Genomic DNA, 25816 nt, shown 5'->3' with positions numbered 1-25816 from the left:
GATATATCGCGTTTAGGAGAACTCTTAGGCACCTAATCCACGACGAACAGCATGATATGCTAAAAAATCCCTCCGGAGGGCCCGGAGGGAGTGAAAGATTAGTGCAGCTTCAGACGTGGACGAATGACGCGGTTGATTCTGCCCACCAGCATCATCAGGCCCGTTTTAAAGTAGCCGTGCAGCGCGATCTGGTGCATACGGTACAGGGAGATATACACGAAGCGTGCAATGCGCCCTTCCACCATCATCGAGCCACGCATCAGGTTACCCATCAGGCTACCGACGGTAGAGAAGTTTGACAGCGATACCAGAGAACCGTGGTCTTTATAGACATACGCCTTCATTGGCTTGCCTTTGTACTGCGCCAGGATGTTGTGCAGCACCAGGCTTGCCATCTGGTGCGCGGCCTGAGCGCGCGGCGGCACGAAGCCCCCTTCAGGACGCGCGCAGGAGGCACAGTCACCAATAGCGAAGATTTCAGGGTCGCGCGTGGTTTGCAGCGTCGGCTCGGTGACCAGCTGGTTAATGCGGTTCGTCTCCAGACCACCGATATCTTTCATAAAGTCAGGCGCTTTGATACCTGCCGCCCAGACCATCAGATCCGCTTTGATATACTCGCCGTCTTTGGTGTGCAGTCCACCTTCGTCAGCGCTGGTCACCATGGTCTGCGTCAGGACGCGCACGCCCAGTTTCGTCAGTTCATTGTGCGCTGCGCCGGAAATGCGCGGAGGCAGCGCAGGCAGAATACGCTCACCCGCTTCAACCAGCGTCACGTTCAGCGCTTCGTTAGTTAACCCTTTGTAACCGTAGCTGTGCAGCTGTTTAACCGCATTGTGCAGCTCTGCGGACAGCTCAACGCCCGTCGCGCCGCCGCCGACAATGGCAATGTTAACCTTGCCATTCGCACCCAGATTGCTGGTGTACTTCAGGAACAGGTTCAGCATTTCTTGGTGGAAACGACGCGCCTGGTGCGGGTTATCGAGGAAGATACAGTGCTCTTTAACGCCCGGCGTGTTGAAGTCGTTGGAGGTACTGCCGAGCGCCATCACCAGCGTGTCATACGCCAGCTTGCGCTCTGGGACCAGCAGCTCGCCTTTTTCATCACGCAGCTCGGCCAGGGTAATGGTTTTGCTCTCACGGTTGATGTCAACCACCGAGCCCAGCTGGAACTGGAAATGATGGTTGCGCGCGTGCGCCAGATAGCTCAGCGCGTCCACGCCCTCATCCAGTGAGCCGGTCGCCACTTCGTGCAGCAGCGGTTTCCACAGGTGGCTGTGGTTACGATCCACCAGCGTGATTTTGGCTTTTTTACCGCGCCCCAGCTTCTTGCCTAACTGTGTGGCCAGCTCCAGCCCGCCAGCACCACCGCCTACAATCACTATCTTTTTCAATGGCGTAGTCAACGTGACCCCCTCAAATTATTAACCAATTGTTAATTAAAAGTTATGAAAATAACCCTTAATTAACAACAGGTTACAGCACTGAAACCATTCAGGTGCATTGAGAATAACACGTCAGGCGCATTGGTCATACCAAAATTGATATGCATCAAGTTTTGATGGCTTAAAAGTAGACAATTCTGGACAAAAAGAAACCCGGTGCGCGTTCGCGACCGGGTTTCTGAAGTGGCAGGCTGTGGTTTAGCCCAGCGTTTTAAAGGCTTTGATGCGCTGGAGGTGCGGGGAGATGTTCTTGAACTTGTGGGTCTGCTCTTCGTCCCAGACGATCTCGTAATAGTGATGCAGCAGCTCTGCGGCCCGATGGCTGTTCAGTGCTTCATCATTACGCGAGAGGATCACCAGACAGCGATCGCGGTTTTTCTCACGGAAGTTGCTCACGCACTTGGTCGCAATATCGACATACTCTTCCGGGCGGTCAATTTTGCCTTCCATGTTCTCATTCGGGAAAAGGTTAGGATTGAAGACCACCTGGCGGATGTCGCACAGGAAGCCAATCCGCTCCGCCCAATAGCCGCCCAGCCCCACGCCGCAAATCAACGGGCGATCGTCGACGTTAAGCTGCAGCATCTTGTCCACCTCTTTGAGCAGATGCTGCATATCATGCTTCGGATGGCGCGTACTGTAGCTAATCAGCCGTACATCGGGATCGATAAACTGCAGCTGTAGCACCTTCTCATGATTACCAGGACTGTTTGAGTCAAAACCGTGTAAATAGATGATCATTGTCTTCTCACCACGCTACGCCTTCCGGGAGGGTTTACAGGCTGGCTTTATGTGCCTGCCAGCGCTCATTCAGGTCTTCAAGCCGGGCGTTGACCGACTTCCAGCGCGCCGAATCCATCAGCTCCTGACGGCTAAATGAACCTTTATGATACAAATGCGTAACACGCTCTGCATTGATCGGTGACAGGTTATCCAACACGCTAACGGCACCTTTACGATTATTGCAGACCAGGATCATATCGCAACCTGCATCCAGCGAGGCCTGACCGCGCTCAGCATAGCTGCCCATGATTGCCGCCCCTTCCATCGACAGATCGTCGGAGAAAATAACGCCGTTGAAACCCAGCTCCTGGCGCAGAACGGTTTTCAGCCAGTGCGGGGAGCCGCTGGCAGGACGCGGATCCACATCGCTGTAAATCACGTGCGCGGGCATAATGGCGTCCAGCTTGTTATCGGTGATAAGCGAGCGGAACACCGACATATCTTTGGCGCGAATTTCCGCTTCCGGACGCGGGTCGCGCGGGGTCTCTTTGTGGGAATCCGCCGTCACCGCCCCGTGGCCCGGGAAGTGTTTCCCGGTGGTTTTCATTCCCGCATCGTGCATCCCGTCGATAAACCGGGTCGCCATTGCAAGCGCAATACGCGGATCTTCATGGTAGGAGCGCTCGCCAATCGCGGCGCTGATATGACCCACATCCAGCACCGGGGCAAAGCTGATGTCGATATCCATGGCAATCATTTCGCTGGCCATCAGCCAGCCGGCTTCCTGCGCCAGTTTCCCACCCTCTTCCGTGCCGAGCAGCGCGGCGAAAGACTGGGCTGCCGGCAGGCGGGTAAAACCGTCGCGAAAACGCTGCACGCGGCCGCCTTCCTGATCGACGGCCACCACCAGATGATTGCGCGACGCGGCGCGGATCTGGCGCACCAGTTCACGCAGTTGCGCCGGATCGTGATAGTTGCGGGTAAACAGGATCAGGCCGCCCACCAGCGGATGCGCCAGAATTTCACGCTCCTCCGCATCCAGCTCAAACCCTTCTACATCCAACATGACTGGACCCACACTCACCTCTCTTATCCTTTCGTTTGTAACTGGCGCCAGGCATCGTCTGCCAGCGCAATAAATTGTTTATCTCTGGACTGCTGCAAACGCATCTCAAACCAGCCCGCCATCAGCATGATGACCCAGGGCCGCCAGCGTCTCACCTGGCGTGCCAGCGCATCGGCGTTAAAGTGCGCAACGCTGGCATACTCTCTGATGAGTTTCTGCCGCGCGGCTTCACTTTCCGTCCAGACCGCGGCCAGCTCCAGCGCCACATCGCCGTCTCCGGCATATTCCCAGTCGATAAGCCTGGCGCCCTGTGGCGTATGCACGATGTTCCCGGCGTGCACATCCATATGTAACGGCGAGAGCCGAATCGGTTGCGGCTCGCCCGCTTTACGCAGCCGTTTGAGATGCGCAAGCCACACTGGGGTACGTCTTGCTGGAGAGGCTTGTTGCCAGTAGTTTTCCAGCAGTGGAAGTAAGGCGATTCGCCACCCCAGACGCTGTTGCTGGTGCAGATGATACAGCATCGCCGCAAGCGCTGGGGTGTCCGGCAGCGCGCTTTTCACCTCCCCCTCCAGATAGTCGACGGCCATCCAGCCCTTGCTGAAAAATCGGGGTTCAGGCACGAGATCCGACGGAAGGCGTTTGAGGGCGCGAAACTGACGGCGAAACTGGAAAGCCGGGGCGAAGGGATCGTGGTTCTGCCGCAAGACCAGACGGTGCGCGCCCCGCGCTATAATGCAACTCGCGCCGCTAAGCCCGGAGTGGGCCTGCGGCGCGATAAGGCGGTACTGTGGAAAATAACGCGTCAGAATCTCATCACGCGTGGTGTCATTGTTGCGTAACCGCACCTTTACCTGACCAGATAATTTCGCCTGTCTGAACCAGCATCAGCTGCATCTGCAGGGCTGGGGTATTCACATTACCGGTCGCATTAGAGTACAGCACATACTGGGCGCCAACGTTGCGGGCAATGCCAATCGCCTTGCTGCGGGAGCCGAGGCTATCCTGCGGCGACAGGCCCAGCTGCTGTTTGGCTAACGCGAGCTGCTGAGCAGAGACCAGCGTAAACTTACCGTTGTTTGCCAGCGCATTGCGTAGCGTTTCTGTCGCTTCGCCCGCGTTCAGCGAACCGTTGGTACGGTTGTTCACGCTATCGACCAGCAGCACGCTGCCTGCCGTCACGCCCTGAGCCTGCAGCATTTTACCGACCATCGGCTGCATCGCACCGTTCCAGTCGTAATGGCGCACGCGCGGCGCAGGCTGTGACGTCTGGTCCTGATGTTCAATCGGGCCAGGCTGTGACGGAATAGACGGTACAGACGGCACGGTTGGCTGGGTCTGCGTTGGCGGTGTCGGCTGCTCGGTACCCGGCTTTGCCTCTTCCACAGGTGCTGGCTGTTCTGTACGGGTCACACACCCTGCGAGGAACAGCGCGAATGCGGTCACGAGCGCATAACGGCTCATATTTTTAATCAAGGTTCACCCCTTAGAGATAAAGATAAAGTCTCACCTTATGCGCACCCAGATAGCTGGCGCTGTCATAGAGCGTTACCGACGACCTTGCCGGAAGAGTGACGCTGCGCGGCGCCTCCAGCGGGTGCATCTCAAGACCTCTTACGTCATACCAGAAAAAACGGTAGTGGACCGTCACCGGTTCATTTCTTTCGTTATAGAGCGTAGAGGAGGCAGAAGATTTAATTTCACTGATGGTCAGTGCGGGCTGTTGCGCCGTGATGCCCGCAGCCAGCACGGAGGATTCCATTACCAGCGTCTGTTCATCGCTGACGGGGATCGCCGGACGCGTGCTGCACCCCACAACCATCATCATCATTACCAGCGCTGCAATACGCCCTTTAAACATGTTACAGACCTTTGTGAGCCAGCATCGGTCCCAGCGGACGTCCACCCAGCAGATGCATGTGAATATGATAAACTTCCTGGCCGCCATGACGATTACAGTTCATGATCAGACGATAACCGTCTTCCGCTATGCCTTCCTGCTCGGCAATTTTCGCCGCCACCGTCAGCATACGACCTAACGCCACTTCGTGCTCGGTTTTTACGTCGTTTACGGTCGGAATCAGAATATTAGGAATGATAAGGATGTGTGTCGGTGCCTGAGGGGAAATGTCCCGGAAAGCCGTTACCAGTTCATCCTGATAGACGATATCCGACGGGATTTCGCGGCGAATAATTTTACTGAAAATCGTTTCTTCAGCCATGACCTTTTCCTTTTTTGTTAGGTGCGTCCGCTGTTAACACACTCTCTGGAGGACTGTGTGACACAATTCAAGAGTATGAGCGAGTTTCTCCTGTCCTTTCAACCTTCTCCCCCGAATTCTTTGCTGAATATTCATCAGCTGACTGAAGAGTGACCGCTCGCGTGCCTTAACGGGCTGAAACATTATTTCAGTTTCGCACGACACATCTGTTTACAGCATTAATGGCAATGCGTATATTTCGCATTTGCATTTTCATGCGCATTTTTAACATAGAAAACGACGTCAGACCGTATTTGTGGGACTGACGCAAACACTCTTCACCGTTCATAAGGGTTTGATAATGTCTTTCATTGATCACACCAGGGATGGGCAACGTCAGCCTGTCGCAACGCCTTCGTTGCTGGCAGCCTGTATTGCTATGGCATTGACGCCAGCCGCCGCTTTCGCTGCATCAGCAACCGAAGACACCGTCGTCGTGGATGGAGGTTTTGACAATACGCAGGATCCTTCCGCAAGTCAGGACCGGGATTACAGCGTAAAAACCACCACCACCGGCACAAAGCTGTTGCTGGTTCCCCGTGATATCCCACAGTCCGTTAGCGTCATTAGCCAACAGCGCATGGCGGATCAGAACCTGCAATCTATCGGCCAGGTGTTAACCAACACCACGGGCGTAACGGCGCAGGTGCAGGACAGCGATCGTACCGTCTTTTACTCGCGCGGATTTTTCGTCAGTAACTACGCGTATGACGACCTGCCCACCTCCATCAGCGAAGTGTGGAACTTCGGCGACACCGCCGCCGATACCGCGATTTACGACCGTATCGAAGTGGTTCGCGGCGCGACCGGGCTGATGTCCGGCACTGGTAACCCGGCGGCGTACGTCAATATGGTGCGTAAGCATGCGGACAGCAATGAGTTCAAAGGCAATGTCTCGGCCAGCTACGGCAGCTGGGACAAGCAGCGCTACGTGCTGGATCTCCAGGCACCGCTGGTAGAGTCCGGGAAGGTACGGGGACGCCTGATTACGGGCTATCAGGACAACGACAGCTTCGTAGATAACTACCACTACCGGAAGAAGTTCCTCTACGGCGTGGTGGATGCGGACGTCACCGACAGCACCACCCTTTCTGTAGGGTATGAATATCAGGAAAGCCACACCGCCGATCCGACCTGGGGCGGATTGCCGACCTGGTACAGCGACGGGAGTAAAACCGACTACAATCGCAGCCAGACCGTCGCGCCTGACTGGGCCTACTCGGACAAGGATAGCACCCGCATCTTCGCTAACCTGACCCAGCGTTTCGACAACGGCTGGGAAGCGCACGTCAACGGCATGCACGCGGAGACCAACTTCGACAGCAAGCTGATGTATATGTCCGGCTATCCGGAAAAAGAGACCGGGGCGGGCATGGTTGGCTACGGCGGCTGGAACAGAGGTGAACGCAAACAGGATGCGGTTGATGCCTTCCTGCGCGGCGGCTTCGATCTTTTCGGCCGCCAGCATGAGATGATGTTTGGCGGCAGTTTCAGCCGACAGCGCAACCACTATGACAACAGAATGCCGGATGCGCTGTACGGCATGGTGGACGTGGGGAATTTCAAAAACTGGAACGGAAATATCGCCGATCCGCAGTGGACGCCGTGGAAGCTCTATAGCCAGGACGACATTCGCCAGTCCTCAGCGTACACCTCCGCCCGCTTCTCGTTGGCTGACCCGCTGCACCTGATCCTCGGGGCGCGCTACACCAACTACAACATTCGCTATAACCCGGCGGGCTCTCCTGACACCCGTCTGGAAAGCACTGAAGATGACGTAACGCCTTACGCGGGCCTGGTCTACGATATCAACGAAGACTGGTCGACCTACGTCAGCTATACCTCCATCTTCCAGCCGCAGGACAAGCGCGACGCCAGCGGACGTTATCTCGATCCGACCACGGGCAAAAGCTACGAAGCCGGTGTTAAAGCAGACTGGTTTAATACCCGTCTGACCACCTCGCTGGCGATTTTCCGCATCGAGCAGGATAACGTGGCGAGCAACACCTATACCTACATGCCGAGCGGTGAGTCGATTTATGAATCGCTGGACGGCGTGGTCAGCAAAGGGATTGAGTTCGAGCTGAACGGCGCCCTGACCGATAACTGGCAGCTGACGTTCGGCGCGACCCGCTACATTGCGGAAGATAAGAACGGCAGCGCTGTCAGTTCCGATCAGCCGCGCACGACAATGAAGCTGTTTACCCGTTATCAACTGCCAATGCTGCCGGCGCTGACGGTGGGCGGTGGCGTAAACTGGCAGAACAAAGTGTGGACGGATGTGGACGGTGGCCCGGCGGGACAATCCCGCGCAGAGCAAGGCAGCTACGGACTGGTTAACCTGTTCAGCCGCTATCAGGTCACCAAAGATTTTGCTATTCAGGCGAACGTCAACAACCTGTTCGACAAAGAGTATTACGATTACGTCGGCTCTTACGTGGTTTATGGCGCACCGCTGAACGTCTCAGTGAGCGCAAGCTACGACTTCTGAGTGTTGGCACAACAAACCACAGTAATAAAAAAGGCAGCCATTCGGCTGCCTTAGTCTCCCCAGGTCACAGCTTAGCTGTTGCGGATGTACTCATCCATTTCGGTTTTCAGGTTATCGGATTTAGTACCGAAGATAGCCTGAACGCCCGAACCTGCAACAACCACGCCCGCTGCACCCAGTTTTTTCAGACCCGGCTGGTCCACTTTCGCAACGTCGGCAACGCTCACACGCAGACGAGTGATGCACGCGTCCAGGTTAGTGATGTTCTCTTTACCGCCGAACGCAGCAACCAGTGCCGGAGCCATTTCGCTGGTCGCGCCTGCTTTGCTGTCTTCAGTTGCATCTTCACGACCCGGAGTTTTCAGGTCCAGTGCTTTGATCAGCACGCGGAAGATGGTGTAGTAAACAACGGCGTAGCACGCACCCACGATTGGGAACAGCCACAGCTTGCTGCTGTTACCGGACAGAACGATAAAGTCGATCAGGCCGTGAGAGAAGGACGTACCGTCACGCATACCCAGCAGGATACAGATTGGGAACGCCAGGCCAGCCAGTACAGCGTGGATGATGTACAGGATTGGCGCAACGAACATGAAGGAGAACTCGATCGGCTCGGTGATACCGGTCAGGAACGAGGTCAGCGCTGCGGAGATCATGATACCGCCCACTTTTGCACGGTTTTCTGGCTTAGCAGAGTGCCAGATTGCAATCGCAGCAGCCGGCAGGCCGTACATTTTGAACAGGAAGCCACCAGACAGTTTACCTGCAGTTGGGTCACCCGCCATGTAACGTGGGATATCGCCGTGGAACACCTGACCTGCTGCGTTGGTGAATTCACCAATCTGCATCTGGAATGGAACGTTCCAGATGTGGTGCAGACCGAATGGCACCAGGCAACGCTCGATGAAGCCGTAGATACCGAACGCGACAACCGGGTTCTGGTAAGCAGCCCACTGAGAGAAGGTCTGGATAGCGGAACCGATTGGTGGCCAGATGAAGGACAGGATCACGCCAGTGAAAATCGCTGCCAGACCAGAGATGATCGGAACAAAACGCTTGCCCGCGAAGAAGCCCAGATACTCAGGCAGCTTGATGCGATAGAAGCGGTTGAACATATACGCTGCAATCGCACCGGAGATGATACCGCCCAGAACACCGGTATCTGCCAGGTGTTTCGCGGCAATCTCTTCTGCCGGTAAATGCAGAACCAGCGGCGCAACCACAGCCATGGTTTTCACCATGATGCCGTAAGCAACCACTGCAGCCAGCGCAGAAACGCCGTCGTTATTGGTGAAGCCCAGCGCCACACCGATAGCGAAGATCAGAGGCATGTTAGCAAAGACGGAACCGCCTGCTTCAGCCATCACATGGGAAACTACGGCTGGCAGCCAGCTGAAGTTAGCAGAACCGACACCCAGCAGGATACCTGCGATAGGCAGTACGGATACTGGCAGCATCAGCGATTTACCGACCTTTTGCAGGTTAGCAAATGCATTCTTAAACATAATTGAGAGTGCTCCTGAGTATTTGTGCTTTTTTTACGCTTTCACGCATTGGCCCGGGGGGAGTACCGTGCCGTGGACAGGACATCTAAGCGCCCTTTATTTATTACACAGAGTAAAATAATTCCCTCTGAGTTTGTTTGACGGCTATCACGTTTCAGCTTAAGACGGTCGAAAAACTTTCAGTAATTTACAAAAAGCATGTCTGGATGTTTCTAAGAACACCGTCACCGCCCCAAATGAGGCGGTGAACTTTACTCGTTTTATTTATTAATTACGAGCCTAAAAAAAACAGGCTTATCAGACGGATTGCAGGCGGGCGGGGTCGATATGGAACAGCGCAGAGAAGTTTTGCGTCGTGACGCGGGCCAGCTCTTCGATACTGACGCCTTTAAGCACGGCCATGTACTCTGCGACGTCTCGCGTCATGGCCGGCTGGTTCTCTTTACCGCGATGCGGTACCGGCGCCAGATACGGAGAGTCTGTTTCCACCAGAATGCGATCGAGCGGGACATAGCGCGCAGCATCACGGAGCTGCTCAGCGTTACGGAACGTCACGATCCCGGAAAACGAAATATAAAACCCCAAATCAAGCAGTTTACCCGCCGTTTCTCTGTCTTCTGTGAAACAGTGTAGTACGCCACCGCAATCCGTCACGTTTTCTTCCCGGAGGATCGCCAGCGTATCGGCGCGCGCATCGCGTGTATGTACGATGACCGGTTTATTCAGTTCGCGGCCGATGCGAATATGGTTGCGGAAAGACGCCTGCTGGCGCGCTTTCGTTTCCGGCGTATAAAAATAGTCCAGCCCGGTTTCACCCATCGCCACGACGCCCGCTTCTGCTGCCAGTCGGCGCAGCTCTTCTACGTCATACTCTTCGTCCTGGTTCAGCGGATGAACGCCGCAGGAGAACACCACGTTATCGCGATCGCCCACCAGCTCACGCATTGAGCGATACCCTGGCAGCGTCGTCGCCACCGCAAGACAAAATTTCACATCGCGGGCAGCGGCTTTCGCCAGCACGTCATCCACGTCGTTGTGCAGGGATTGATAATCCAGGCCATCAAGATGGCAGTGTGAGTCGACTAAAAACATAATGTCTCTCTCAGAGATGGGAAACAGGCGGCGTAACGCCCGGTTGCAGGTAGTGTTCAATACGCAGTAACTGGTCGGTCAGCAAAAGCTCGCGATTAAGACCCGTCACGGTTAAAAGCTGTTCGCGGCTCTCGCAAACATCATGAAGGATAGCGTGCAGAGACGCGCCTGTAAGGCGGCTCGCCAGCATGTTCACGAGGGGCCACGCGTCCGGGTTAGTCAGCAGCGTAGCCCCTTGCTGGATTTTTAGCGCATCGAGCAATAAGGAGGCCAGCCAGTGCAGACGCTCGATGGCCCGATCGCTATTCAGCGCAGGCAGTAAACTCAGCCAGTCCTGGTTGTTAAGTGAAGCCTCAACGGCCCGGCAGAGCGCTTCTCGCTGCGACCAGACGTCAGGCTGTAGTAATGCCAGCGCCGCCGCGGGGGCGCCGCTGCTGAGGCGCAGCGCAGACAACGCACTCTCCTGTGACGTTGTCACCTCTCGCTCAAGCCAGCTTAACGCCCACGATTCCTGAGGCACCGCCAGATGATGGAGACGACAACGGCTGCGCAGCGTCGCCAGTAAACGTCCCGGGTCCCGGCAGGAAAGGAAAAACCACGTCTTTTCCGGCGGCTCTTCCAGGGTTTTAAGCAGCGCGTTCGCCGCCGCCTCGGTAAGCAACGCAGCGTCGTTGAGCCAGACCACTTTTGCCCCGCCCAGACGCGCATGTTCGTACAGTTTCTCGCTGACTTCACGCACGGCATCAATGCCGAGCGCGCTTTTGCCCTTCTCAGGCTCAAGCGTGTAGTAGTCAGGATGCGTGCCGGCCTGCATCAGCTGGCAGCCGCGGCATTTACCGCAGCTTTTATGCCCTTCCGGCTGCTGGCACATCAGAAAACGAGTGATGGCGTAGATCAACGCATCATCCCCCATTCCCGGCAACGCCTGAATCAGTAACGCATGATGCCCCCGACCGGCCTGATAGCTGGCGATCAGCTGTTCAAAGTGCGGGCGCAACCATGGATACCATTTCATGCCTGCTGCTCCTGTAGCCACTGCGTAACGGTCTGTTGAATATCGCGCGTGACGTCGTCCAGAGATTGCGTGGCGTCAATGGTACGAATTGCGCTGTCCCGTGCGGCCAGCTCAAGATAGCGCGCGCGCGTGCGGTTAAAGAAATCGAATGACTCTTGCTCAATGCGATCCAGTTCGCCGCGCGCGCGGGCGCGCCTGAGGCCCACTTCCGGGGTCACATCCAGGTAGAGGGTCAGGTCCGGGCGAAAATCCCCCAGTACGGCATCGCGAAGGGTTGCCAGCATCGCCTGGTCAATACCGCGTCCGCCGCCCTGATAGGCCTGAGTCGACAGATCGTGACGGTCACCGATCACCCACTTGCCGTCGGCCAGCGCAGGTTTAATCACGGTCTCAACCAGTTGGACGCGCGCCGCATAGAACATCAGCACTTCGGCTTTGTCAGTAATAACCTCGTCGCCAACGGATTTAATATCCAGCACCAGGCTGCGCAGTTTCTCCGCCAGCTGAGTACCGCCCGGCTCGCGGGTAAAGACCATGTCAGCGACGCCAAGCGATTTCAGCGTATCCACTACCACGTTACGGGCGGTGGTTTTACCCGCCCCTTCGAGTCCCTCAATGACAATGTATTTACTGCGCATTTTTTTCCTTAAGTGCCTTCAGATAGTCCTGAACAGAGCGATTATGGCTGGCAAGGTTGGTGTTAAAGGTATGCCCCCCTTTTCCATCAGCCACAAAATAGAGGTACGGTGTTTTGGCCGGGTGCGCGGCGGCTTTGAGCGAAGCCTCGCTCGGCGTGGCTATCGGGCCCGGCGGCAAGCCGTTAATCACGTAGGTATTATACGCCGTTGGCGTCTCCAGATCTTTTCTGGAGATCTTGCCGGCATAGCTCTCGCCCATGCCGTAGATGACGGTCGGGTCGGTTTGCAGACGCATGCCGATGCGCAGGCGGTTGATAAATACCGACGCGACCCGGTCGCGCTCGGCCGCCACGGCCGTCTCTTTCTCAATGATCGAGGCCATTGTCACAAACTGGTTTTGATCTTGATAAGGCAGCCCGTCCATGCGCCCTTCCCAGGCGGAATCAACTGCCTCAACCATCTTTTTATGTGCCCGTTTAAGAATCGCCACATCGGTCGTGCCCGCCGTATACATCCAGGTGTCTGGCCAGAACCAGCCTTCCACCCACTCAGGATGTTCAAATTTCAGCACCTCAGCGACCGTCTCATAGCGGTCATCTTTGAGCGTGTGCTTGATGTAAGGCGCATCACGCAGCTGCTTGAGGTAATCGCTTAAGCGCATCCCTTCAACAAAGCGCAGCGGGAACTGTGCCTCTTTCCCGCTTTCCAGCAGCTGCAGCATCTCTCTGACGGTCATGCCGGGCGTAAAGCGATAGGTACCAGCCTTGAAGTGAGACAGTTCAGGCTCGATACGCAATAACCACTGGAACACGCGTGGACGGTTGATGATTTTATCCCCGTAAAGCTGCTCGCCCAGCGCCATCCGCCCGGTACCGGCTTTCAGGGTAAAAATCGTCTCGTCTTTAATCAGGATTTTACTGTCCGCCAGCTGGCGAACCTTCCATACTCCCGCTCCGCCGGCAATACCCAGCGCAACGATCAGGAGAAGGACAAAGCGCAACATTTTCTTCATGACTTTTTGATTTGCTCACATATCGGGGCTAAAAACGTAAAGAGCTCTCGCGAAGACCAGCGCTGTTGACCATACGCCCGAACGGGTATAACAGGCATCAGCGCATTGCAGATCACAACTTCATCGGCGGACAGCAGCGCCTCTTCCTTCGCGTTTACTTCGACAACGCGAAAGCCTGCATGTGCCAGCTGTTGCAAACAAAACTGGCGCATGATGCCGTTAACCCCAGCCTGCTCCAGCGAAGGGGTGAAGACCTCACGGCCCTTCCGCCAGAGTAAATTAGCCGCACAGCATTCCGTAATGAACCCTTCGCTGTCAAGGACTAGCGCCTCATCGGCGTCCGTCTGTTCAAGATGAGTACGAATAAGCACCTGTTCAAGGCGGTTAAGATGTTTTATTCCGGCGAGCATAGGGTTTCGCCCCAGCCGTACCGGGCTCAGCGTCAGCGTTACCCCCTCCTCACGCCAGCGCGCATAGTGAGCAGGATACGCTGATACGGAAAGAATACGCGTGGGATGCTGACAGGCGGAACCGCTGTACCCTCGCCCGCCGCTGCCGCGGCTAAGAATAACTTTTAAAACGCCGTTTGTATTACCTGACGCCAGCCGGCGCATCTCGCGCTCGAGAATGTCCCACTGCATGAAGGGAATCAGCAATTTCTCGCAGGCTTTTTGTAAACGACGGATATGGGCGTCAAGCAGGCTCACCTCACCGTCAAGAATACGCGCAGTGGTGAAACAGCCATCGCCAAACTGGATTGCCCTGTCGCTTGCCGGCAGCGTTTCTTGCTCAAGGCCATTAATTAAAAACATGGTGGCTCCTTATGCGTGGAGGCTCAGTCTGGCAGGATGTTAAAAGCCGGGCAAGGGGATTTTCCCTAATAAAAAAGGCCCGCCAAGCGGACCTTTTTTTATAGCTTTCAGGCAGTCAGGCTCAGACCTTTTTGAAGATCAGAGAACCATTCGTACCGCCAAAGCCGAAGGAGTTACACAGGGTGTACTCCATACCGCTAACCTGACGCGCTTCGTGCGGAACGAAGTCCAGATCGCAACCTTCATCCGGGTTATCCAGGTTGATGGTTGGCGGCACAGCCTGATCGCGCAGCGCAAGGATAGAGTAGATTGACTCTACTGCACCCGCCGCACCCAGCAGGTGACCGGTCATGGACTTCGTGGAGCTGACCATTACGCGGCTGGCAGCCTCGCCGAAGATAGACTTAACCGCCTGCGCTTCTGCTTTATCGCCTGCAGGCGTAGAAGTGCCGTGTGCGTTAACGTAGCCAATCTGTGCAGGGGTAATACCCGCATCACGGATCGCATTTTCCATCGCCAGCGCAGCACCCGCGCCGTTCTCCGGAGGAGACGTCATGTGATACGCATCGCTGCTCATCCCGAAGCCAACGACTTCAGCATAAATTTTCGCGCCACGTTTTTTCGCATGTTCGTACTCTTCCAGTACGAGCATACCTGCGCCGTCACCCAGCACGAAACCATCGCGGTCTTTATCCCACGGACGGCTCGCCGCCTGAGGGTTATCGTTACGGGTTGAGAGCGCACGCGCTGCGCCAAAACCACCAACACCCAGTGGGGTACTGGCTTTTTCAGCACCGCCCGCAACCATAGCATCTGCATCGCCGTACGCAATAATACGCGCGGCCTGGCCGATGTTATGTACGCCAGACGTACACGCGGTAGCGATAGAGATGCTTGGCCCACGCAGGCCGAACATAATGGTCAGGTGACCTGCCACCATGTTAACAATCGTGGACGGAACGAAGAACGGGCTGATCTTACGCGGTCCGCCATTCATCAGCGATGTATGGTTTTCCTCGATCAGGCCAAGACCACCAATCCCGGAGCCGATAGCGGCGCCGATACGGGTTGCGTTCTCTTCCGTAATCTCAAGGCCAGAATCCTGCATGGCCTGAACGCCAGCGACAATTCCATATTGAATGAAGGCATCCATCTTGCGCTGTTCTTTGCGCGAGATGATCTCTTCACAGTTAAAATCCTTTACTAAGCCAGCAAATTTCGTTGCATAGGCGCTAGTATCGAAATGGTCGATTAGGCTGATGCCGCTCTGACCGGCAAGGAGAGCTTTCCAGGTGGACTCTACGGTATTGCCGACAGGAGACAACATGCCAAGTCCGGTCACAACTACACGACGCTTAGACACGTTTGTCCTCCAGGGAGGGATAAAAAAAGAGATACGTGGGACTAAAAAAGATAAAACTCAGGCGGTCGAATGACCGCCTGGAGATGTTCACTTACGCCTGGTGGCCGTTGATGTAATCAATGGCAGCCTGAACGGTGGTGATTTTCTCAGCTTCTTCGTCCGGAATCTCAGTATCAAACTCTTCTTCCAGAGCCATTACCAGCTCAACGGTGTCAAGAGAATCTGCGCCCAGGTCTTCAACGAAGGAAGCGGAGTTCACAACTTCTTCCTGCTTAACGCCCAGCTGTTCGCCGATAATTTTCTTAACGCGTTCTTCGATAGTGCTCATACTCTTAAATTTCCTATCAAAACTCGCTTTCGCGATGGTTTTCGTAGTGTATAAAATGTTGAAAAATTTGCAACTAAATCCCGGCAGGTCTTACCACGATTTTACGTTATTTTGAGGCCATTTGCCCTAATAACGCAAATATTTTCGATCGTGATTAAACCATGTACATCCCGCCGTTGACGTGGAGGGTCTCACCAGTGATGTAACCCGCTTCGTCAGAGGCTAAAAATGCAACCGCACTGGCGATTTCTTTAGGGTCGCCAAGACGACCCGCCGGAACTGCCGCCAGCGTACCCGCACGCTGATCATCAGTCAGCGCACGCGTCATGTCCGTTTCAATAAAGCCCGGAGCAACAACGTTTACAGTAATTCCGCGGGACGCGACTTCACGCGCCAGCGACTTACTGAAACCGATCAGACCTGCTTTCGCCGCAGCGTAGTTAGCCTGACCAGCATTTCCCATGGTACCAACCACAGAACCAACAGTGATAATACGACCATGACGCTTTTTCATCATAGCGCGCATTACCGCTTTTGACAGACGGAATACAGATGACAGGTTGGTTTCGATAATATCGTTCCACTCATCATCTTTCATTCGCATCAGCAGGTTGTCGCGAGTGATCCCGGCATTATTGACCAGAATATCCACTTCACCAAACTCTGCGCGAATATTTTCCAGAACAGATTCGATAGATGCAGGTTCGGTCACATTCAGTACCAGACCTTTACCGTTCGCACCCAGATACTCGCTGATGGCCTGAGCGCCATTCTCGCTGGTTGCTGTACCAATCACCTTCGCGCCGCGCGCGACCAGTGTTTCAGCAATTGCACGCCCGATACCGCGGCTTGCGCCAGTAACCAGGGCAATTTTTCCTTCAAAACTCATGGTATTCCTCTTTTATTGCGAGAGTGCCGCTGACATCGCTTCCGGCTCGTTAATCGCCGAGGCAGTCAGGGTGTCAACAATACGTTTCGTCAGACCGGTGAGGACTTTACCAGGACCGACTTCATAAAGGTGCTCAACGCCCTGAGAGGCCATAAACTCAACGGTTTTGGTCCACTGAACCGGGCTATAGAGCTGGCGAACCAGTGCGTCACGGATAGCCTCCGGCGCGGTTTCGCATTTCACATCGACGTTGTTCACAACGGAAATCGTCGGTGCGTTAAAGGTAATTTTTTCCAGCTCAGCCGCCAGTTTCTCGGCTGCGGGCTTCATCAGTGCGCAGTGAGACGGTACGCTGACCGGCAGCGGCAGTGCGCGTTTGGCGCCCGCGGCTTTACAGGCAGCACCGGCACGTTCAACGGCCTCTTTATGACCAGCAATAACAACCTGGCCCGGCGAGTTGAAGTTAACCGGAGAAACCACCTGCCCTTCAGCAGATTCTTCACACGCTTTTGCAATCGCGGCATCATCCAGACCAATAATGGCAGACATGCCACCCGTTCCTTCTGGCACCGCTTCCTGCATGAATTTACCGCGCAGTTCTACCAGGCGCACCGCGTCAGCAAACGCAATCACACCGGCGCACACCAGCGCAGAGTATTCACCCAGGCTATGGCCCGCGAGCAGCGCTGGCGCTTTACCGCCCTGCTGCTGCCATACGCGCCACAGCGCAACAGACGCAGTCAGCAACGCTGGCTGAGTTTGCCAGGTTTTGTTCAGCTCTTCGGCCGGACCCTGTTGGGTCAGCGCCCACAGATCATAACCCAGCGCATCAGAAGCTTCACGAAAAGTCTCTTCAATGACCGGGTAGTTTGCTGCCATTTCAGACAACATCCCAACGGTTTGAGAACCCTGGCCCGGGAACACGAAAGCAAATTGCGTCATTTTTTATTCCTTATACTAGAAACGAACCAGCGCGGAACCCCAGGTGAACCCGCCACCGAAGGCTTCAAGCAAGACCAGCTGGCCCCGTTTGATTCGTCCGTCGCGTACCGCTTCATCAAATGCGCACGGTACCGACGCCGCAGAGGTGTTGCCGTGACGATCCAGCGTCACCACAACGTTATCCATCGACATGCCCAGCTTTTTAGCGGTGGCGCTGATGATACGCAGGTTCGCCTGATGCGGCACCAGCCAGTCGAGCGCGGTGCGTTCAAGGTTATTTGCTTCCAGCGTCTCATCGACAATGTGCGCAAGCTCGGTCACCGCCACCTTGAACACCTCGTTACCCGCCATGGTCAGGTAGATGGAGCTGTCCGGATTAACGCGATCGGCGTTAGGCAGCGTTAACAGCTCGCCGTAGCGGCCATCGGCATGCAGATGCGTGGAGATGATACCCGGCTCTTCGGACTGCCCCAGCAGCACCGCACCGGCACCATCACCGAAAATAATGATCGTTCCGCGATCGGTTGGATCGCAGGTACGCGCCAAAACGTCAGCACCGATAACCAGCGCATATTTGACGGAGCCAGATTTAACATACTGATCGGCAATGCTCAGCGCGTAGGTGAAACCTGCGCACGCGGCGGCAACGTCAAACGCCGGGCAGCCTTTAATACCGAGCATGTTCTGCACCTGACACGCCGCGCTTGGGAAAGCATGCGTGGCAGACGTCGTGGCAACCACGATCAAGCCAATCTCTTCTTTATCGATACCCGCCATTTCGATAGCGCGCTGTGCGGCTTCGTAACCCATGGTGGACACGGTTTCGTCTGGCGCGGCGATACGACGTTCACGGATACCTGTGCGCGTGACAATCCACTCGTCAGACGTATCTACCATTTTTTCCAGATCGGCGTTAGTACGCACTTGTTTTGGCAGGTAGCTGCCGGTACCTAAAATCTTCGTATACATGTACGCTCAGTCACTTTTAGCTAATACAGATTCCAGGCGAGCGGCAATCCGCTGAGGGACTTGTCGCTGCACCGCCTGCACTGCCTGTTCAATGGCGACAGAAAATGCTCGCTGATTGGCGGCGCCATGACTCTTAATCACGATGCCGCGCAATCCTAACAGACAGGCGCCATTATACTGGTCGGGGTTGAGGTGACTGAATCGCCGCGTCAGGCTCTTTTGTAACCAACGCTTCAATAAAATCAACCACCAGGCGCTTTTTTTGCCTTCTCCCTGAGATTTCAGCAGAGAAAGGAACATGCGCACGACCCCTTCCATGGTCTTCAACGTTACGTTTCCGGTGAAGCCATCGCACACCAGAACATCCGTTTTTCCCGTCAGCAACTCATTGGCTTCGAGATAACCAATATAGTTGATGGAGGGAACCTGTTTGAGCATTTCAGCAGCGTCGCGAATGCTGTCCAGGCCTTTGGTCTCTTCTTCACCAATATTCAATAACGCAACGCGGGGATTGTTGATCCCGACCACGTCTTCTGCCAGCACCGACCCCATCACGGCGAACTGAGCCAGCATGGTACTATCACAATCCACGTTAGCGCCCAAATCGAGCACCACCGTTTTCCCCTTCTGCTGATGCGGTAACACCGTCACCAGCGCCGGGCGCTCAATGCCCTCAATCGGCTTGAGCAGTAATTTCGACAGCCCCATCAGCGCGCCGGTATTGCCGGCGCTGACGCAAGCCTGCGCTCGCCCTTCTTTTACCAACTCCAGCGCCATGCGCATAGAGCTGCCACGGCTATTACGAATCGCCTGCGAGGGGCGTGCATCACTGGCAATAACTGACTGCGCAGGAATAATCTGCAGACGCGAACGTTGTTCAAAGTCAGCTTTTGCAAGTAATGGCGTGATTGTGTCGGGATTGCCGACTAAAAGAAGTGTGAGTTGCGAATTAGAATTCAGTGCCTGCAATGCTGCAGGCACTGTCACGGAAGGGCCAAAATCTCCCCCCATGACATCTAACGCCAGGGTTAGACGTGTCAAGGTATCGTCGCAGCCTGGTTCGGTAACTTCCCCGTTTGCACGGGGAAATCCTCACTAAGCCTAATCACGCTTTCGCGCGATTACTTAGTGATAACCTTGCGGCCGCGGTAGAAACCGTCAGCGGTGATGTGGTGACGCAGGTGTTTCTCACCAGAAGTCTTGTCTACAGACAGGCTGGTAACTGCAGTCAGCGCGTCATGGGAACGACGCATGCCACGTTTGGAACGGGTTGGTTTATTCTGTTGTACGGCCATGGACCTTACTCCTCAATTACTTACGCTTTAAGCTGGCTAATACGGCAAATGGGTTTGGTTTTTGCGCTTCATCAGGCAGTTCCCCAAAGACCATGTCCGCCTCGGACACTTCACAGTGTTCAGAATCATGCACCGGAACAACTGGCAAGGAGAGGATGATTTCATCTTCAACCAGAGCCAGAAGATCGATTTCACCGAATTCGTTAACCTCAATCGGCTCATACGCTTCCGGGAGTGCTTCAGCCTGTTCGTCAGAACGAACCGGACTGAAACAATACGTTGTGTGAACATGCTGTACAAACGGTTTCCCGCAACGCTGACACTCGAGCGTTACCGTTACCTTTGCATCACCGGTTAAAACGGCGAGACGCTGGTTGTCGATAGCGAACGACATGGAGCATTCTACATCACTGTCCACACTGACTACAGATTCGGCAATACGCTCGGCCTGATCGGAAGTATAGATACCTTCGTAATCAAGGCGTTTTTGAGCCGTACGAACCGGATCAAGAGTCAGGGGTAATTTTACCTTTTGCATAGGGCGCGCATATTAACTTTGTAACGTCATAGAGTCAAAGAAAAAGGCAACCAGAGCTGCCTTTTGCCAATTATTCGCACACATTGCGGCCTGTAGTTTAAAATGGCTGGCATCGATACGCTATATCTGGTGATAAAAATATGCCAAATCTCGTTCTTGCTTCCACTTCTCCCTACCGTCGAACGCTGCTGGAAAAGCTCGGGATCCCGTTTGAATGCGCCGCACCGGACGTTGATGAGACGCCGCAGCCGGGTGAATCACCGCGTCATCTGGTAACGCGTCTCGCTAAGGAGAAAGCGCAATCGCTGGCCGCACGTTATCCTGCACATTTGATTATAGGCTCCGATCAGGTTTGCGTGCTGGACGGCGAAATCACCGGCAAGCCCCATACGGAGGAGAATGCCTGCCAGCAGCTTCTGCGTGCGCGGGGCACTATCGTGACCTTTTACACGGGCCTGGCGCTCTATAACTCCGCCTCCGGCCATCTGCAAACCGAATGCGAGCCGTTCGACGTGCACTTCCGCCATCTTAGCGAGCAGGAGATTATGGACTACGTGCGCCGGGAACGTCCGCTGAACTGCGCAGGAAGCTTTAAGAGTGAAGGACTGGGGATTGCGCTGTTCGACAAGCTGGACGGTCGGGATCCGAACACACTGGTGGGATTGCCGCTGATTGCCTTGTGTCAGATGTTACGGCGAGAAGAGTGTAATCCGCTGATCGTGTAAGTTATGCCCAGCGGCGCTTCGCTTGCATGGGCCTACGGGTTTCGTAGGCCGGGTAAGCGCAGCGCCACCCGGCACATAATCAGCCGCGCAGAACCTTCAGGCAGCGTTTCAACTGCTCGTCCAGCGGCGCTTCAATACGGATAACTTCCCCGGTATTAGGATGGGTAAACTTCAGCGCTGCCGCATGCAGGAACAGACGCGACAGGCCCGTACCCGCCAGCTGTTTATCAAATTCCCGGTCGCCGTAGCGGTCATCAAACGCAATCGGATGGCCCGCAAACTGGGTATGCACGCGAATCTGGTGGGTACGCCCCGTCACCGGGCTGCAGCGCACCAGCGTGGCAAACTCATAGCGCTCTTCAACCTTAAAGCGCGTCTCCGACGGTTTCCCTTCCTGGCTCACGCGCACAATGCGCTCGCCGCTTTGCAGAATGTTCTTCAGCAGCGGGGCCTGCACCACCTTCACGTGGGACTGCCACTGACCGCGCACCAGCGCCAGATAATCTTTCTGCATGCCCTTCTCACGCAGCTGCTCGTGCAGGGAACGCAGCGCTGAACGCTTTTTCGCTACCAGCAGCACGCCTGAGGTATCACGGTCCAGGCGGTGAACCAGTTCGAGGAAACGGGCTTCCGGACGCAGCGCACGTAACCCTTCAATCACGCCGAAGCTCAGACCGCTACCACCGTGGACCGCGGTACCCGATGGCTTATTCAGCACCAGAATATGATCGTCCTCATAAAGGATGACATCGCTCAGGGCCGCGACTTTTTGCAGCTTCGGCGACACCACCTCTTCTTCACGTTCAGCCACGCGAACCGGTGGAATACGCACTTCATCACCGGCTTCGAGCTTATACTCAGGCTTCACGCGTTTTTTATTCACCCGCACCTCGCCCTTACGCAGGATGCGGTAAATCATACTCTTTGGCACGCCCTTCAGTTGGGTGCGCAAGAAGTTATCGATGCGTTGCCCCGCGTAGTCATCCGCGATAGCAACCATTTTTACGGCTGGAGTCTCTGTTTTCATGGTTGGCGATTCTAAATATCGTCAGCCATTAGCGCCACTCATTTTTCTATGCTTATATTTACTTTTATCCGGCCTGCGCCCCGTTTCACGCAATCGATTTGGTGGTTATTAAACCAATCACCACCTTGAGGTGAAGAAACTGTGAGTAACCGGGTGATAATTGGTAAAAGTCATCTTGCTATAACCCGGCGAGCAGTGGAATAATGGGGCTGTTTTCCGCGTTAAATCCGGGTTTTGTAAGGATGTCGACGGAATGACCAATTTTGTCTGACCGATCATCCACGCAGCAATGGCGTAAGACGTATTGATCTTTCAGGCAGTTAGCGGGCTGCGGGTTGCAGTACTTCCCGGTATAAGGATTGTTCTCTGGAGAGTTCTACCCAGGCAATTCCCCTGATAATTGCGCTGTGTTTCCGTATGAAATACAGGCAACCGACACTCTGCGCCTCTTAAGCGAGCGACAACCGTGAGGTTGGCGACGTGAACAGACACGAGGCCATCGGTTCATACCCCGGAAAGCGTCACCTTGCCCGCAGCTTTGTCGTCAATGTAAGAATAACGAGTAAGTTACGATGAAAAGAATGTTAATCAACGCAACTCAGCAAGAAGAGTTGCGTGTCGCCCTTGTGGATGGGCAGCGCCTGTACGATCTGGATATTGAAAGTCCTGGACACGAACAGAAAAAAGCGAACATTTACAAAGGTAAAATCACCCGCATTGAACCAAGCCTTGAAGCTGCATTTGTCGATTACGGTGCTGAGCGTCATGGTTTCCTCCCTCTGAAAGAAATCGCCCGCGAATATTTCCCTGCAAACTACAACGCCCATGGCCGCCCAAACATCAAAGATGTTCTGCGTGAAGGTCAGGAAGTTATCGTTCAGATTGATAAAGAAGAGCGCGGCAACAAGGGTGCCGCACTGACCACCTTTATCAGCCTGGCGGGGAGCTATCTGGTGCTGATGCCAAACAACCCGCGCGCGGGGGGCATCTCTCGCCGTATCGAAGGTGATGACCGTACCGAGCTGAAAGAAGCGCTGGCAAGCCTTGAGCTGCCGGATGGCATGGGGCTTATCGTGCGTACCGCGGGCGTGGGCAAATCTGCCGAAGCGCTGCAGTGGGACCTGAGCTTCCGTCTGAAGCACTGGGAAGCTATCCAGAAAGCCGCAGAAAGCCGCCCTGCTCCGTTCCTGATCCACCAGGAAAGCAACGTTATCGTGCGTGCCTTCCGTGATTACCTGCGTCAGGACATCGGTGAGATTCTGATCGATAACCCGAAAGTGCTTGAGCTGGCTCGCCAGCACATCGCCGCGCTGGGTCGTCCGGATTTCACCAGCAAAATTAAACTGTACACCGGTGAAATCCCGCTGTTCAGCCATTATCAGATCGAATCCCAGATCGAGTCCGCCTTCCAGCGTGAAGTGCGCCTGCCGTCTGGCGGTTCTATCGTTATCGATACCACCGAAGCGCTGACCGCTATCGACATCAACTCCGCGCGTGCAACCCGCGGCGGGGACATCGAAGAGACGGCCTTCAACACCAACCTTGAAGCCGCTGATGAAATCGCCCGCCAGCTCCGCCTGCGCGACCTGGGCGGTCTGATTGTTATCGACTTCATCGACATGACCCCTGTTCGCCACCAGCGCGCGGTTGAAAACCGCCTGCGTGAAGCGGTGCGTCAGGATCGCGCGCGTATCCAGATTAGCCACATCTCGCGCTTCGGCCTGCTGGAGATGTCCCGCCAGCGTCTGAGCCCGTCGCTGGGTGAGTCCAGCCATCACGTCTGCCCGCGCTGCTCCGGCACTGGTACCGTGCGTGATAACGAATCTCTGTCTCTCTCTATCCTGCGTCTGATTGAAGAAGAAGCGCTGAAAGAGAACACCAAAGAGGTTCACGCCATTGTGCCTGTGCCGATTGCCTCCTACCTGCTGAACGAAAAACGTGCAGCGGTTAGCGCAATCGAAGCGCGTCAGGGCGGCGTTCGCTGCATCATCGTGCCAAACGACCAGATGGAAACCCCGCACTATCACGTGCTGCGTGTCCGTAAGGGCGAAGAGACCAGCACCCTCAGCTACCTGCTGCCGAAGCTGCATGAAGAAGAGATGGCGCTGCCTTCCGATGAAGAACCTGCCGAGCGCAAACTGCCAGAGCAGCCTGCGTTAGCGACCTTCATTATGCCTGAAGCCCCACCGGAAGCGGCGCTGGAAAAACCTGCAGCCAAACCGGCGGCGCAGAAACCAGAAGCAACGGCAGTGAAAGCCCAGCCGGCGCAACCGGGTCTGCTGAGCCGCTTCTTCGGCGCGCTGAAGAAGATGTTTGCGGGTGAAGAAGTTCAGCCAGAGCAGCCGAAAGAAGAACCTAAAGCAGCCAAACCTGAACGTCAGCAGGACCGTCGCAAGCGTCAGAACAACCGCCGCGATCGTAACGACCGCAGCGACCGTAACGAGCGTCGTGACAGCCGTTCAGACAATAACGAAGGCCGTGAGCAGCGCGAAGACAACCGTCGCAACCGTCGCGAGAAACAGCAGCAGAATGTTGAAGATCGTGAAATTCGCCAGCAGGCGGGCGATGAGTCCGAGAAGAGCAAACAGCGCGACGAGCAGCAGCCACGCCGCGAACGCAACCGTCGTCGTAACGACGAGAAGCGTCAGGCGCAGCAGGAAGTTAAAAACCTGAACCGCGAAGAACCCGCTGAGCAGCAGGACGGCGAGCAGGAAGAACGTACTCAGGTGATGCCTCGTCGTAAGCAGCGCCAGCTGTCACAGAAAGTGCGCGTTGGTGCGGCTCCGGTAGAAGAAACCACCGTAGTTGCGGCTGAAGCGGCAGAAACCGCAACAGGCACGCAGGTTGCAAAAGTTGACCTGCCAGCCGTCGTGGACAATAACGTTGAGCAGGATGAAAACGGTGAAAACCGTGACAACGCAGGTATGCCGCGTCGCTCCCGCCGTTCTCCGCGTCATCTGCGCGTGAGTGGCCAGCGTCGTCGTCGCTACCGTGACGAGCGTTATCCGACTCTGTCTCCAATGCCGTTGACCGTGGCGTGCGCGTCACCAGAAATGGCATCCGGCAAAGTCTGGATCCGTTATCCGGTCGCTCGCCTGGAGCAGGCTGTTGAAGAGCAGGCTGTGACCGAAGAGGTGATTGCTCCTGTAGCAGCGGTTGAAGATGCTGTGACCGAAGCAGCAACCGTGGTTGAACCTCAGGTTGTTGAAGCGGCAGAACCACACGCAGTGGACGTCGAAACCACCCATCCTGAAGTGATTGCCGCGCCGGTTGATGCCGCGCCGCAGATTATCGCCGAAGAAGATGTCGTGGTGGCTGAGGAAGTCGCTGAAGAGGCTGAACCAGTAGCCGCAGTGGAAGAAGCCGCTGAAACCCTCGTCGAAACCACCACTGAAGAAATCGTTCAGGACGTTGAGATTCAGGTTGAACCGGTTGTTGAAGAAGCGAAAGCGCCTGAAGTGGAGCCAGAGCCGGTTAAGGTTGTTGCCGCTCCTGCGCCTGCTCACGTTGCGACAGCGCCGATGACGCGCGCTCCGGCACCAGAGTATGTGCCTGAAGCACCGCGTCACAGCGACTGGGTTCGCCCGGCGTTCAGCTTTGACGGTAAAGGCGCTGCAGGCGGCCACAGTGCAACGCATCAGGCGACTGCACCAGCGACGCGTCCGCAGTCTGTCGAATAACGA

Annotated in this window: 25 protein-coding genes; 3 read left to right on the top strand and 22 right to left on the bottom strand. The window is 55.4% G+C overall.

Translation table 11 applies throughout. From position 1 onward, the window contains the following. Window positions 1–98: 98 nt before the first annotated feature. The 7 genes from INF77_RS04130 to hinT form a co-directional block, all read right to left on the bottom strand. Window positions 99–1403, bottom strand: coding sequence for an NAD(P)/FAD-dependent oxidoreductase (locus INF77_RS04130; protein WP_028012730.1), 1305 nt, complete (start codon window positions 1401–1403; stop codon window positions 99–101). A gap of 237 nt (window positions 1404–1640) precedes the next feature. Continuing rightward, window positions 1641–2183: an alpha/beta hydrolase YcfP gene (ycfP, locus tag INF77_RS04125; protein ID WP_008500781.1), complete on the bottom strand. Its 543-nt coding sequence runs from the start codon at window positions 2181–2183 to the stop codon at window positions 1641–1643. A 34-nt stretch (window positions 2184–2217) separates the two neighbouring features. Then, on the bottom strand, window positions 2218–3243 hold the full coding sequence (nagZ, locus tag INF77_RS04120; protein ID WP_041912030.1) for a beta-N-acetylhexosaminidase: 1026 nt from the start codon (window positions 3241–3243) through the stop codon (window positions 2218–2220). An 11-nt stretch (window positions 3244–3254) separates the two neighbouring features. Then, complete coding sequence (gene thiK / locus INF77_RS04115) at window positions 3255–4079, bottom strand: thiamine kinase (RefSeq protein ID WP_193066444.1); 825 nt, start codon at window positions 4077–4079, stop codon at window positions 3255–3257. Continuing rightward, window positions 4060–4704 (bottom strand): penicillin-binding protein activator LpoB, encoded by a 645-nt coding sequence (lpoB, locus tag INF77_RS04110; protein WP_126327402.1) that lies wholly within the window; start codon window positions 4702–4704, stop codon window positions 4060–4062. Before lpoB ends, thiK begins: the two co-directional genes overlap by 20 nt. Window positions 4705–4717: 13 nt before the next feature. Then, a complete protein-coding gene (locus INF77_RS04105) occupies window positions 4718–5092 on the bottom strand; it encodes a YcfL family protein (RefSeq protein ID WP_045261636.1) in 375 nt (124 codons plus the stop codon). 1 nt (window position 5093) lies between these two features. After that, window positions 5094–5453, bottom strand: coding sequence for a purine nucleoside phosphoramidase (hinT, locus tag INF77_RS04100; protein WP_006809243.1), 360 nt, complete (start codon window positions 5451–5453; stop codon window positions 5094–5096). A gap of 340 nt (window positions 5454–5793) precedes the next feature. On the opposite strand from hinT, the gene fhuE reads away from it, so the two are divergent. Continuing rightward, window positions 5794–7983, top strand: a complete 2190-nt coding sequence (gene fhuE, locus INF77_RS04095) for a ferric-rhodotorulic acid/ferric-coprogen receptor FhuE (RefSeq protein ID WP_063942646.1) — start codon at window positions 5794–5796, stop codon at window positions 7981–7983. A gap of 71 nt (window positions 7984–8054) precedes the next feature. Here fhuE and ptsG read toward each other — a convergent pair whose 3' ends face one another. From ptsG to yceD, 14 genes are all read right to left on the bottom strand, one after another. Further along, a complete protein-coding gene (gene ptsG / locus INF77_RS04090; protein WP_028012724.1) occupies window positions 8055–9488 on the bottom strand; it encodes a PTS glucose transporter subunit IIBC in 1434 nt (477 codons plus the stop codon). 297 nt (window positions 9489–9785) lie between these two features. Continuing rightward, window positions 9786–10580, bottom strand: a complete 795-nt coding sequence (locus INF77_RS04085; RefSeq protein ID WP_028012723.1) for a metal-dependent hydrolase — start codon at window positions 10578–10580, stop codon at window positions 9786–9788. Window positions 10581–10590: 10 nt separating this feature from the next. Further along, a complete protein-coding gene (holB, locus tag INF77_RS04080) occupies window positions 10591–11595 on the bottom strand; it encodes a DNA polymerase III subunit delta' (RefSeq protein ID WP_059356874.1) in 1005 nt (334 codons plus the stop codon). Then, complete coding sequence (tmk, locus tag INF77_RS04075; RefSeq protein WP_041910511.1) at window positions 11592–12233, bottom strand: dTMP kinase; 642 nt, start codon at window positions 12231–12233, stop codon at window positions 11592–11594. Before tmk ends, holB begins: the two co-directional genes overlap by 4 nt. Continuing rightward, entirely contained in the window at window positions 12223–13245 is a 1023-nt protein-coding gene (gene yceG / locus INF77_RS04070) for a cell division protein YceG (RefSeq protein ID WP_041910512.1), read from the bottom strand. The genes tmk and yceG overlap by 11 nt, the downstream gene beginning before the upstream one ends. Next, window positions 13242–14057 (bottom strand): aminodeoxychorismate lyase, encoded by an 816-nt coding sequence (gene pabC, locus INF77_RS04065; RefSeq protein ID WP_048956769.1) that lies wholly within the window; start codon window positions 14055–14057, stop codon window positions 13242–13244. Before pabC ends, yceG begins: the two co-directional genes overlap by 4 nt. Window positions 14058–14178: 121 nt before the next feature. After that, entirely contained in the window at window positions 14179–15420 is a 1242-nt protein-coding gene (fabF, locus tag INF77_RS04060) for a beta-ketoacyl-ACP synthase II (protein ID WP_045630098.1), read from the bottom strand. Between the two features lie 91 nt (window positions 15421–15511). Next, on the bottom strand, window positions 15512–15748 hold the full coding sequence (gene acpP, locus INF77_RS04055; protein ID WP_003857954.1) for an acyl carrier protein: 237 nt from the start codon (window positions 15746–15748) through the stop codon (window positions 15512–15514). A gap of 154 nt (window positions 15749–15902) precedes the next feature. After that, window positions 15903–16637 (bottom strand): 3-oxoacyl-ACP reductase FabG, encoded by a 735-nt coding sequence (gene fabG / locus INF77_RS04050; RefSeq protein WP_010429699.1) that lies wholly within the window; start codon window positions 16635–16637, stop codon window positions 15903–15905. Between the two features lie 12 nt (window positions 16638–16649). Beyond that, the gene (gene fabD, locus INF77_RS04045; RefSeq protein ID WP_028012717.1) at window positions 16650–17579 is read right to left on the bottom strand and encodes an ACP S-malonyltransferase; all 930 of its coding nucleotides are present in this window, start codon (window positions 17577–17579) and stop codon (window positions 16650–16652) included. Between the two features lie 15 nt (window positions 17580–17594). Further along, complete coding sequence (locus tag INF77_RS04040) at window positions 17595–18548, bottom strand: beta-ketoacyl-ACP synthase III (protein WP_041910515.1); 954 nt, start codon at window positions 18546–18548, stop codon at window positions 17595–17597. Window positions 18549–18554: 6 nt separating this feature from the next. Further along, window positions 18555–19589, bottom strand: a complete 1035-nt coding sequence (gene plsX, locus INF77_RS04035; RefSeq protein ID WP_028012715.1) for a phosphate acyltransferase PlsX — start codon at window positions 19587–19589, stop codon at window positions 18555–18557. 80 nt (window positions 19590–19669) lie between these two features. Further along, entirely contained in the window at window positions 19670–19843 is a 174-nt protein-coding gene (rpmF, locus tag INF77_RS04030; RefSeq protein WP_003857964.1) for a 50S ribosomal protein L32, read from the bottom strand. Between the two features lie 16 nt (window positions 19844–19859). Beyond that, window positions 19860–20381, bottom strand: coding sequence for a 23S rRNA accumulation protein YceD (yceD, locus tag INF77_RS04025; protein WP_021240759.1), 522 nt, complete (start codon window positions 20379–20381; stop codon window positions 19860–19862). Window positions 20382–20521: 140 nt separating this feature from the next. Here yceD and INF77_RS04020 point away from each other — a divergent pair, with 140 nt between their 5' ends. Beyond that, window positions 20522–21106: a nucleoside triphosphate pyrophosphatase gene (locus tag INF77_RS04020; RefSeq protein WP_041910516.1), complete on the top strand. Its 585-nt coding sequence runs from the start codon at window positions 20522–20524 to the stop codon at window positions 21104–21106. Between the two features lie 79 nt (window positions 21107–21185). Here INF77_RS04020 and rluC read toward each other — a convergent pair whose 3' ends face one another. Continuing rightward, window positions 21186–22133: a 23S rRNA pseudouridine(955/2504/2580) synthase RluC gene (rluC, locus tag INF77_RS04015; protein WP_028012713.1), complete on the bottom strand. Its 948-nt coding sequence runs from the start codon at window positions 22131–22133 to the stop codon at window positions 21186–21188. A 572-nt stretch (window positions 22134–22705) separates the two neighbouring features. On the opposite strand from rluC, the gene rne reads away from it, so the two are divergent. Further along, window positions 22706–25813 carry a ribonuclease E gene (rne, locus tag INF77_RS04010; protein ID WP_193532267.1) on the top strand — a complete coding sequence of 1036 codons (3108 nt, stop codon included), beginning with the start codon at window positions 22706–22708 and terminating at the stop codon, window positions 25811–25813. The last annotated feature ends 3 nt before the right edge of the window (window positions 25814–25816 follow it).

Origin of the sequence: Enterobacter cloacae complex sp. P1B, assembly GCF_014982345.1 — a bacterium.
Taxonomy (GTDB): domain Bacteria; phylum Pseudomonadota; class Gammaproteobacteria; order Enterobacterales; family Enterobacteriaceae; genus Enterobacter; species Enterobacter bugandensis.
This window is presented reverse-complemented; position numbering and strand designations above follow the sequence as displayed.

Bases quoted from the DNA above. Each gene is read 5' to 3' on its own strand.
- ptsG (WP_028012724.1), bottom strand. From the start codon at position 9,488: ATGTTTAAGAATGCATTTGCTAACCTGCAAAAGGTCGGTAAATCGCTG.
- hinT (WP_006809243.1), bottom strand. From the start codon at position 5,453: ATGGCTGAAGAAACGATTTTCAGTAAAATTATTCGCCGCGAAATCCCG.
- pabC (WP_048956769.1), bottom strand. From the start codon at position 14,057: ATGTTTTTAATTAATGGCCTTGAGCAAGAAACGCTGCCGGCAAGCGAC.
- yceG (WP_041910512.1), bottom strand. From the start codon at position 13,245: ATGAAGAAAATGTTGCGCTTTGTCCTTCTCCTGATCGTTGCGCTGGGT.
- acpP (WP_003857954.1), bottom strand. From the start codon at position 15,748: ATGAGCACTATCGAAGAACGCGTTAAGAAAATTATCGGCGAACAGCTG.
- tmk (WP_041910511.1), bottom strand. From the start codon at position 12,233: ATGCGCAGTAAATACATTGTCATTGAGGGACTCGAAGGGGCGGGTAAA.
- INF77_RS04020 (WP_041910516.1), top strand. From the start codon at position 20,522: ATGCCAAATCTCGTTCTTGCTTCCACTTCTCCCTACCGTCGAACGCTG.
- holB (WP_059356874.1), bottom strand. From the start codon at position 11,595: ATGAAATGGTATCCATGGTTGCGCCCGCACTTTGAACAGCTGATCGCC.
- fhuE (WP_063942646.1), top strand. From the start codon at position 5,794: ATGTCTTTCATTGATCACACCAGGGATGGGCAACGTCAGCCTGTCGCA.
- INF77_RS04085 (WP_028012723.1), bottom strand. From the start codon at position 10,580: ATGTTTTTAGTCGACTCACACTGCCATCTTGATGGCCTGGATTATCAA.
- yceD (WP_021240759.1), bottom strand. From the start codon at position 20,381: ATGCAAAAGGTAAAATTACCCCTGACTCTTGATCCGGTTCGTACGGCT.
- INF77_RS04105 (WP_045261636.1), bottom strand. From the start codon at position 5,092: ATGTTTAAAGGGCGTATTGCAGCGCTGGTAATGATGATGATGGTTGTG.
- ycfP (WP_008500781.1), bottom strand. From the start codon at position 2,183: ATGATCATCTATTTACACGGTTTTGACTCAAACAGTCCTGGTAATCAT.
- INF77_RS04040 (WP_041910515.1), bottom strand. From the start codon at position 18,548: ATGTATACGAAGATTTTAGGTACCGGCAGCTACCTGCCAAAACAAGTG.
- rne (WP_193532267.1), top strand. From the start codon at position 22,706: ATGAAAAGAATGTTAATCAACGCAACTCAGCAAGAAGAGTTGCGTGTC.
- rluC (WP_028012713.1), bottom strand. From the start codon at position 22,133: ATGAAAACAGAGACTCCAGCCGTAAAAATGGTTGCTATCGCGGATGAC.
- rpmF (WP_003857964.1), bottom strand. From the start codon at position 19,843: ATGGCCGTACAACAGAATAAACCAACCCGTTCCAAACGTGGCATGCGT.
- fabD (WP_028012717.1), bottom strand. From the start codon at position 17,579: ATGACGCAATTTGCTTTCGTGTTCCCGGGCCAGGGTTCTCAAACCGTT.
- fabG (WP_010429699.1), bottom strand. From the start codon at position 16,637: ATGAGTTTTGAAGGAAAAATTGCCCTGGTTACTGGCGCAAGCCGCGGT.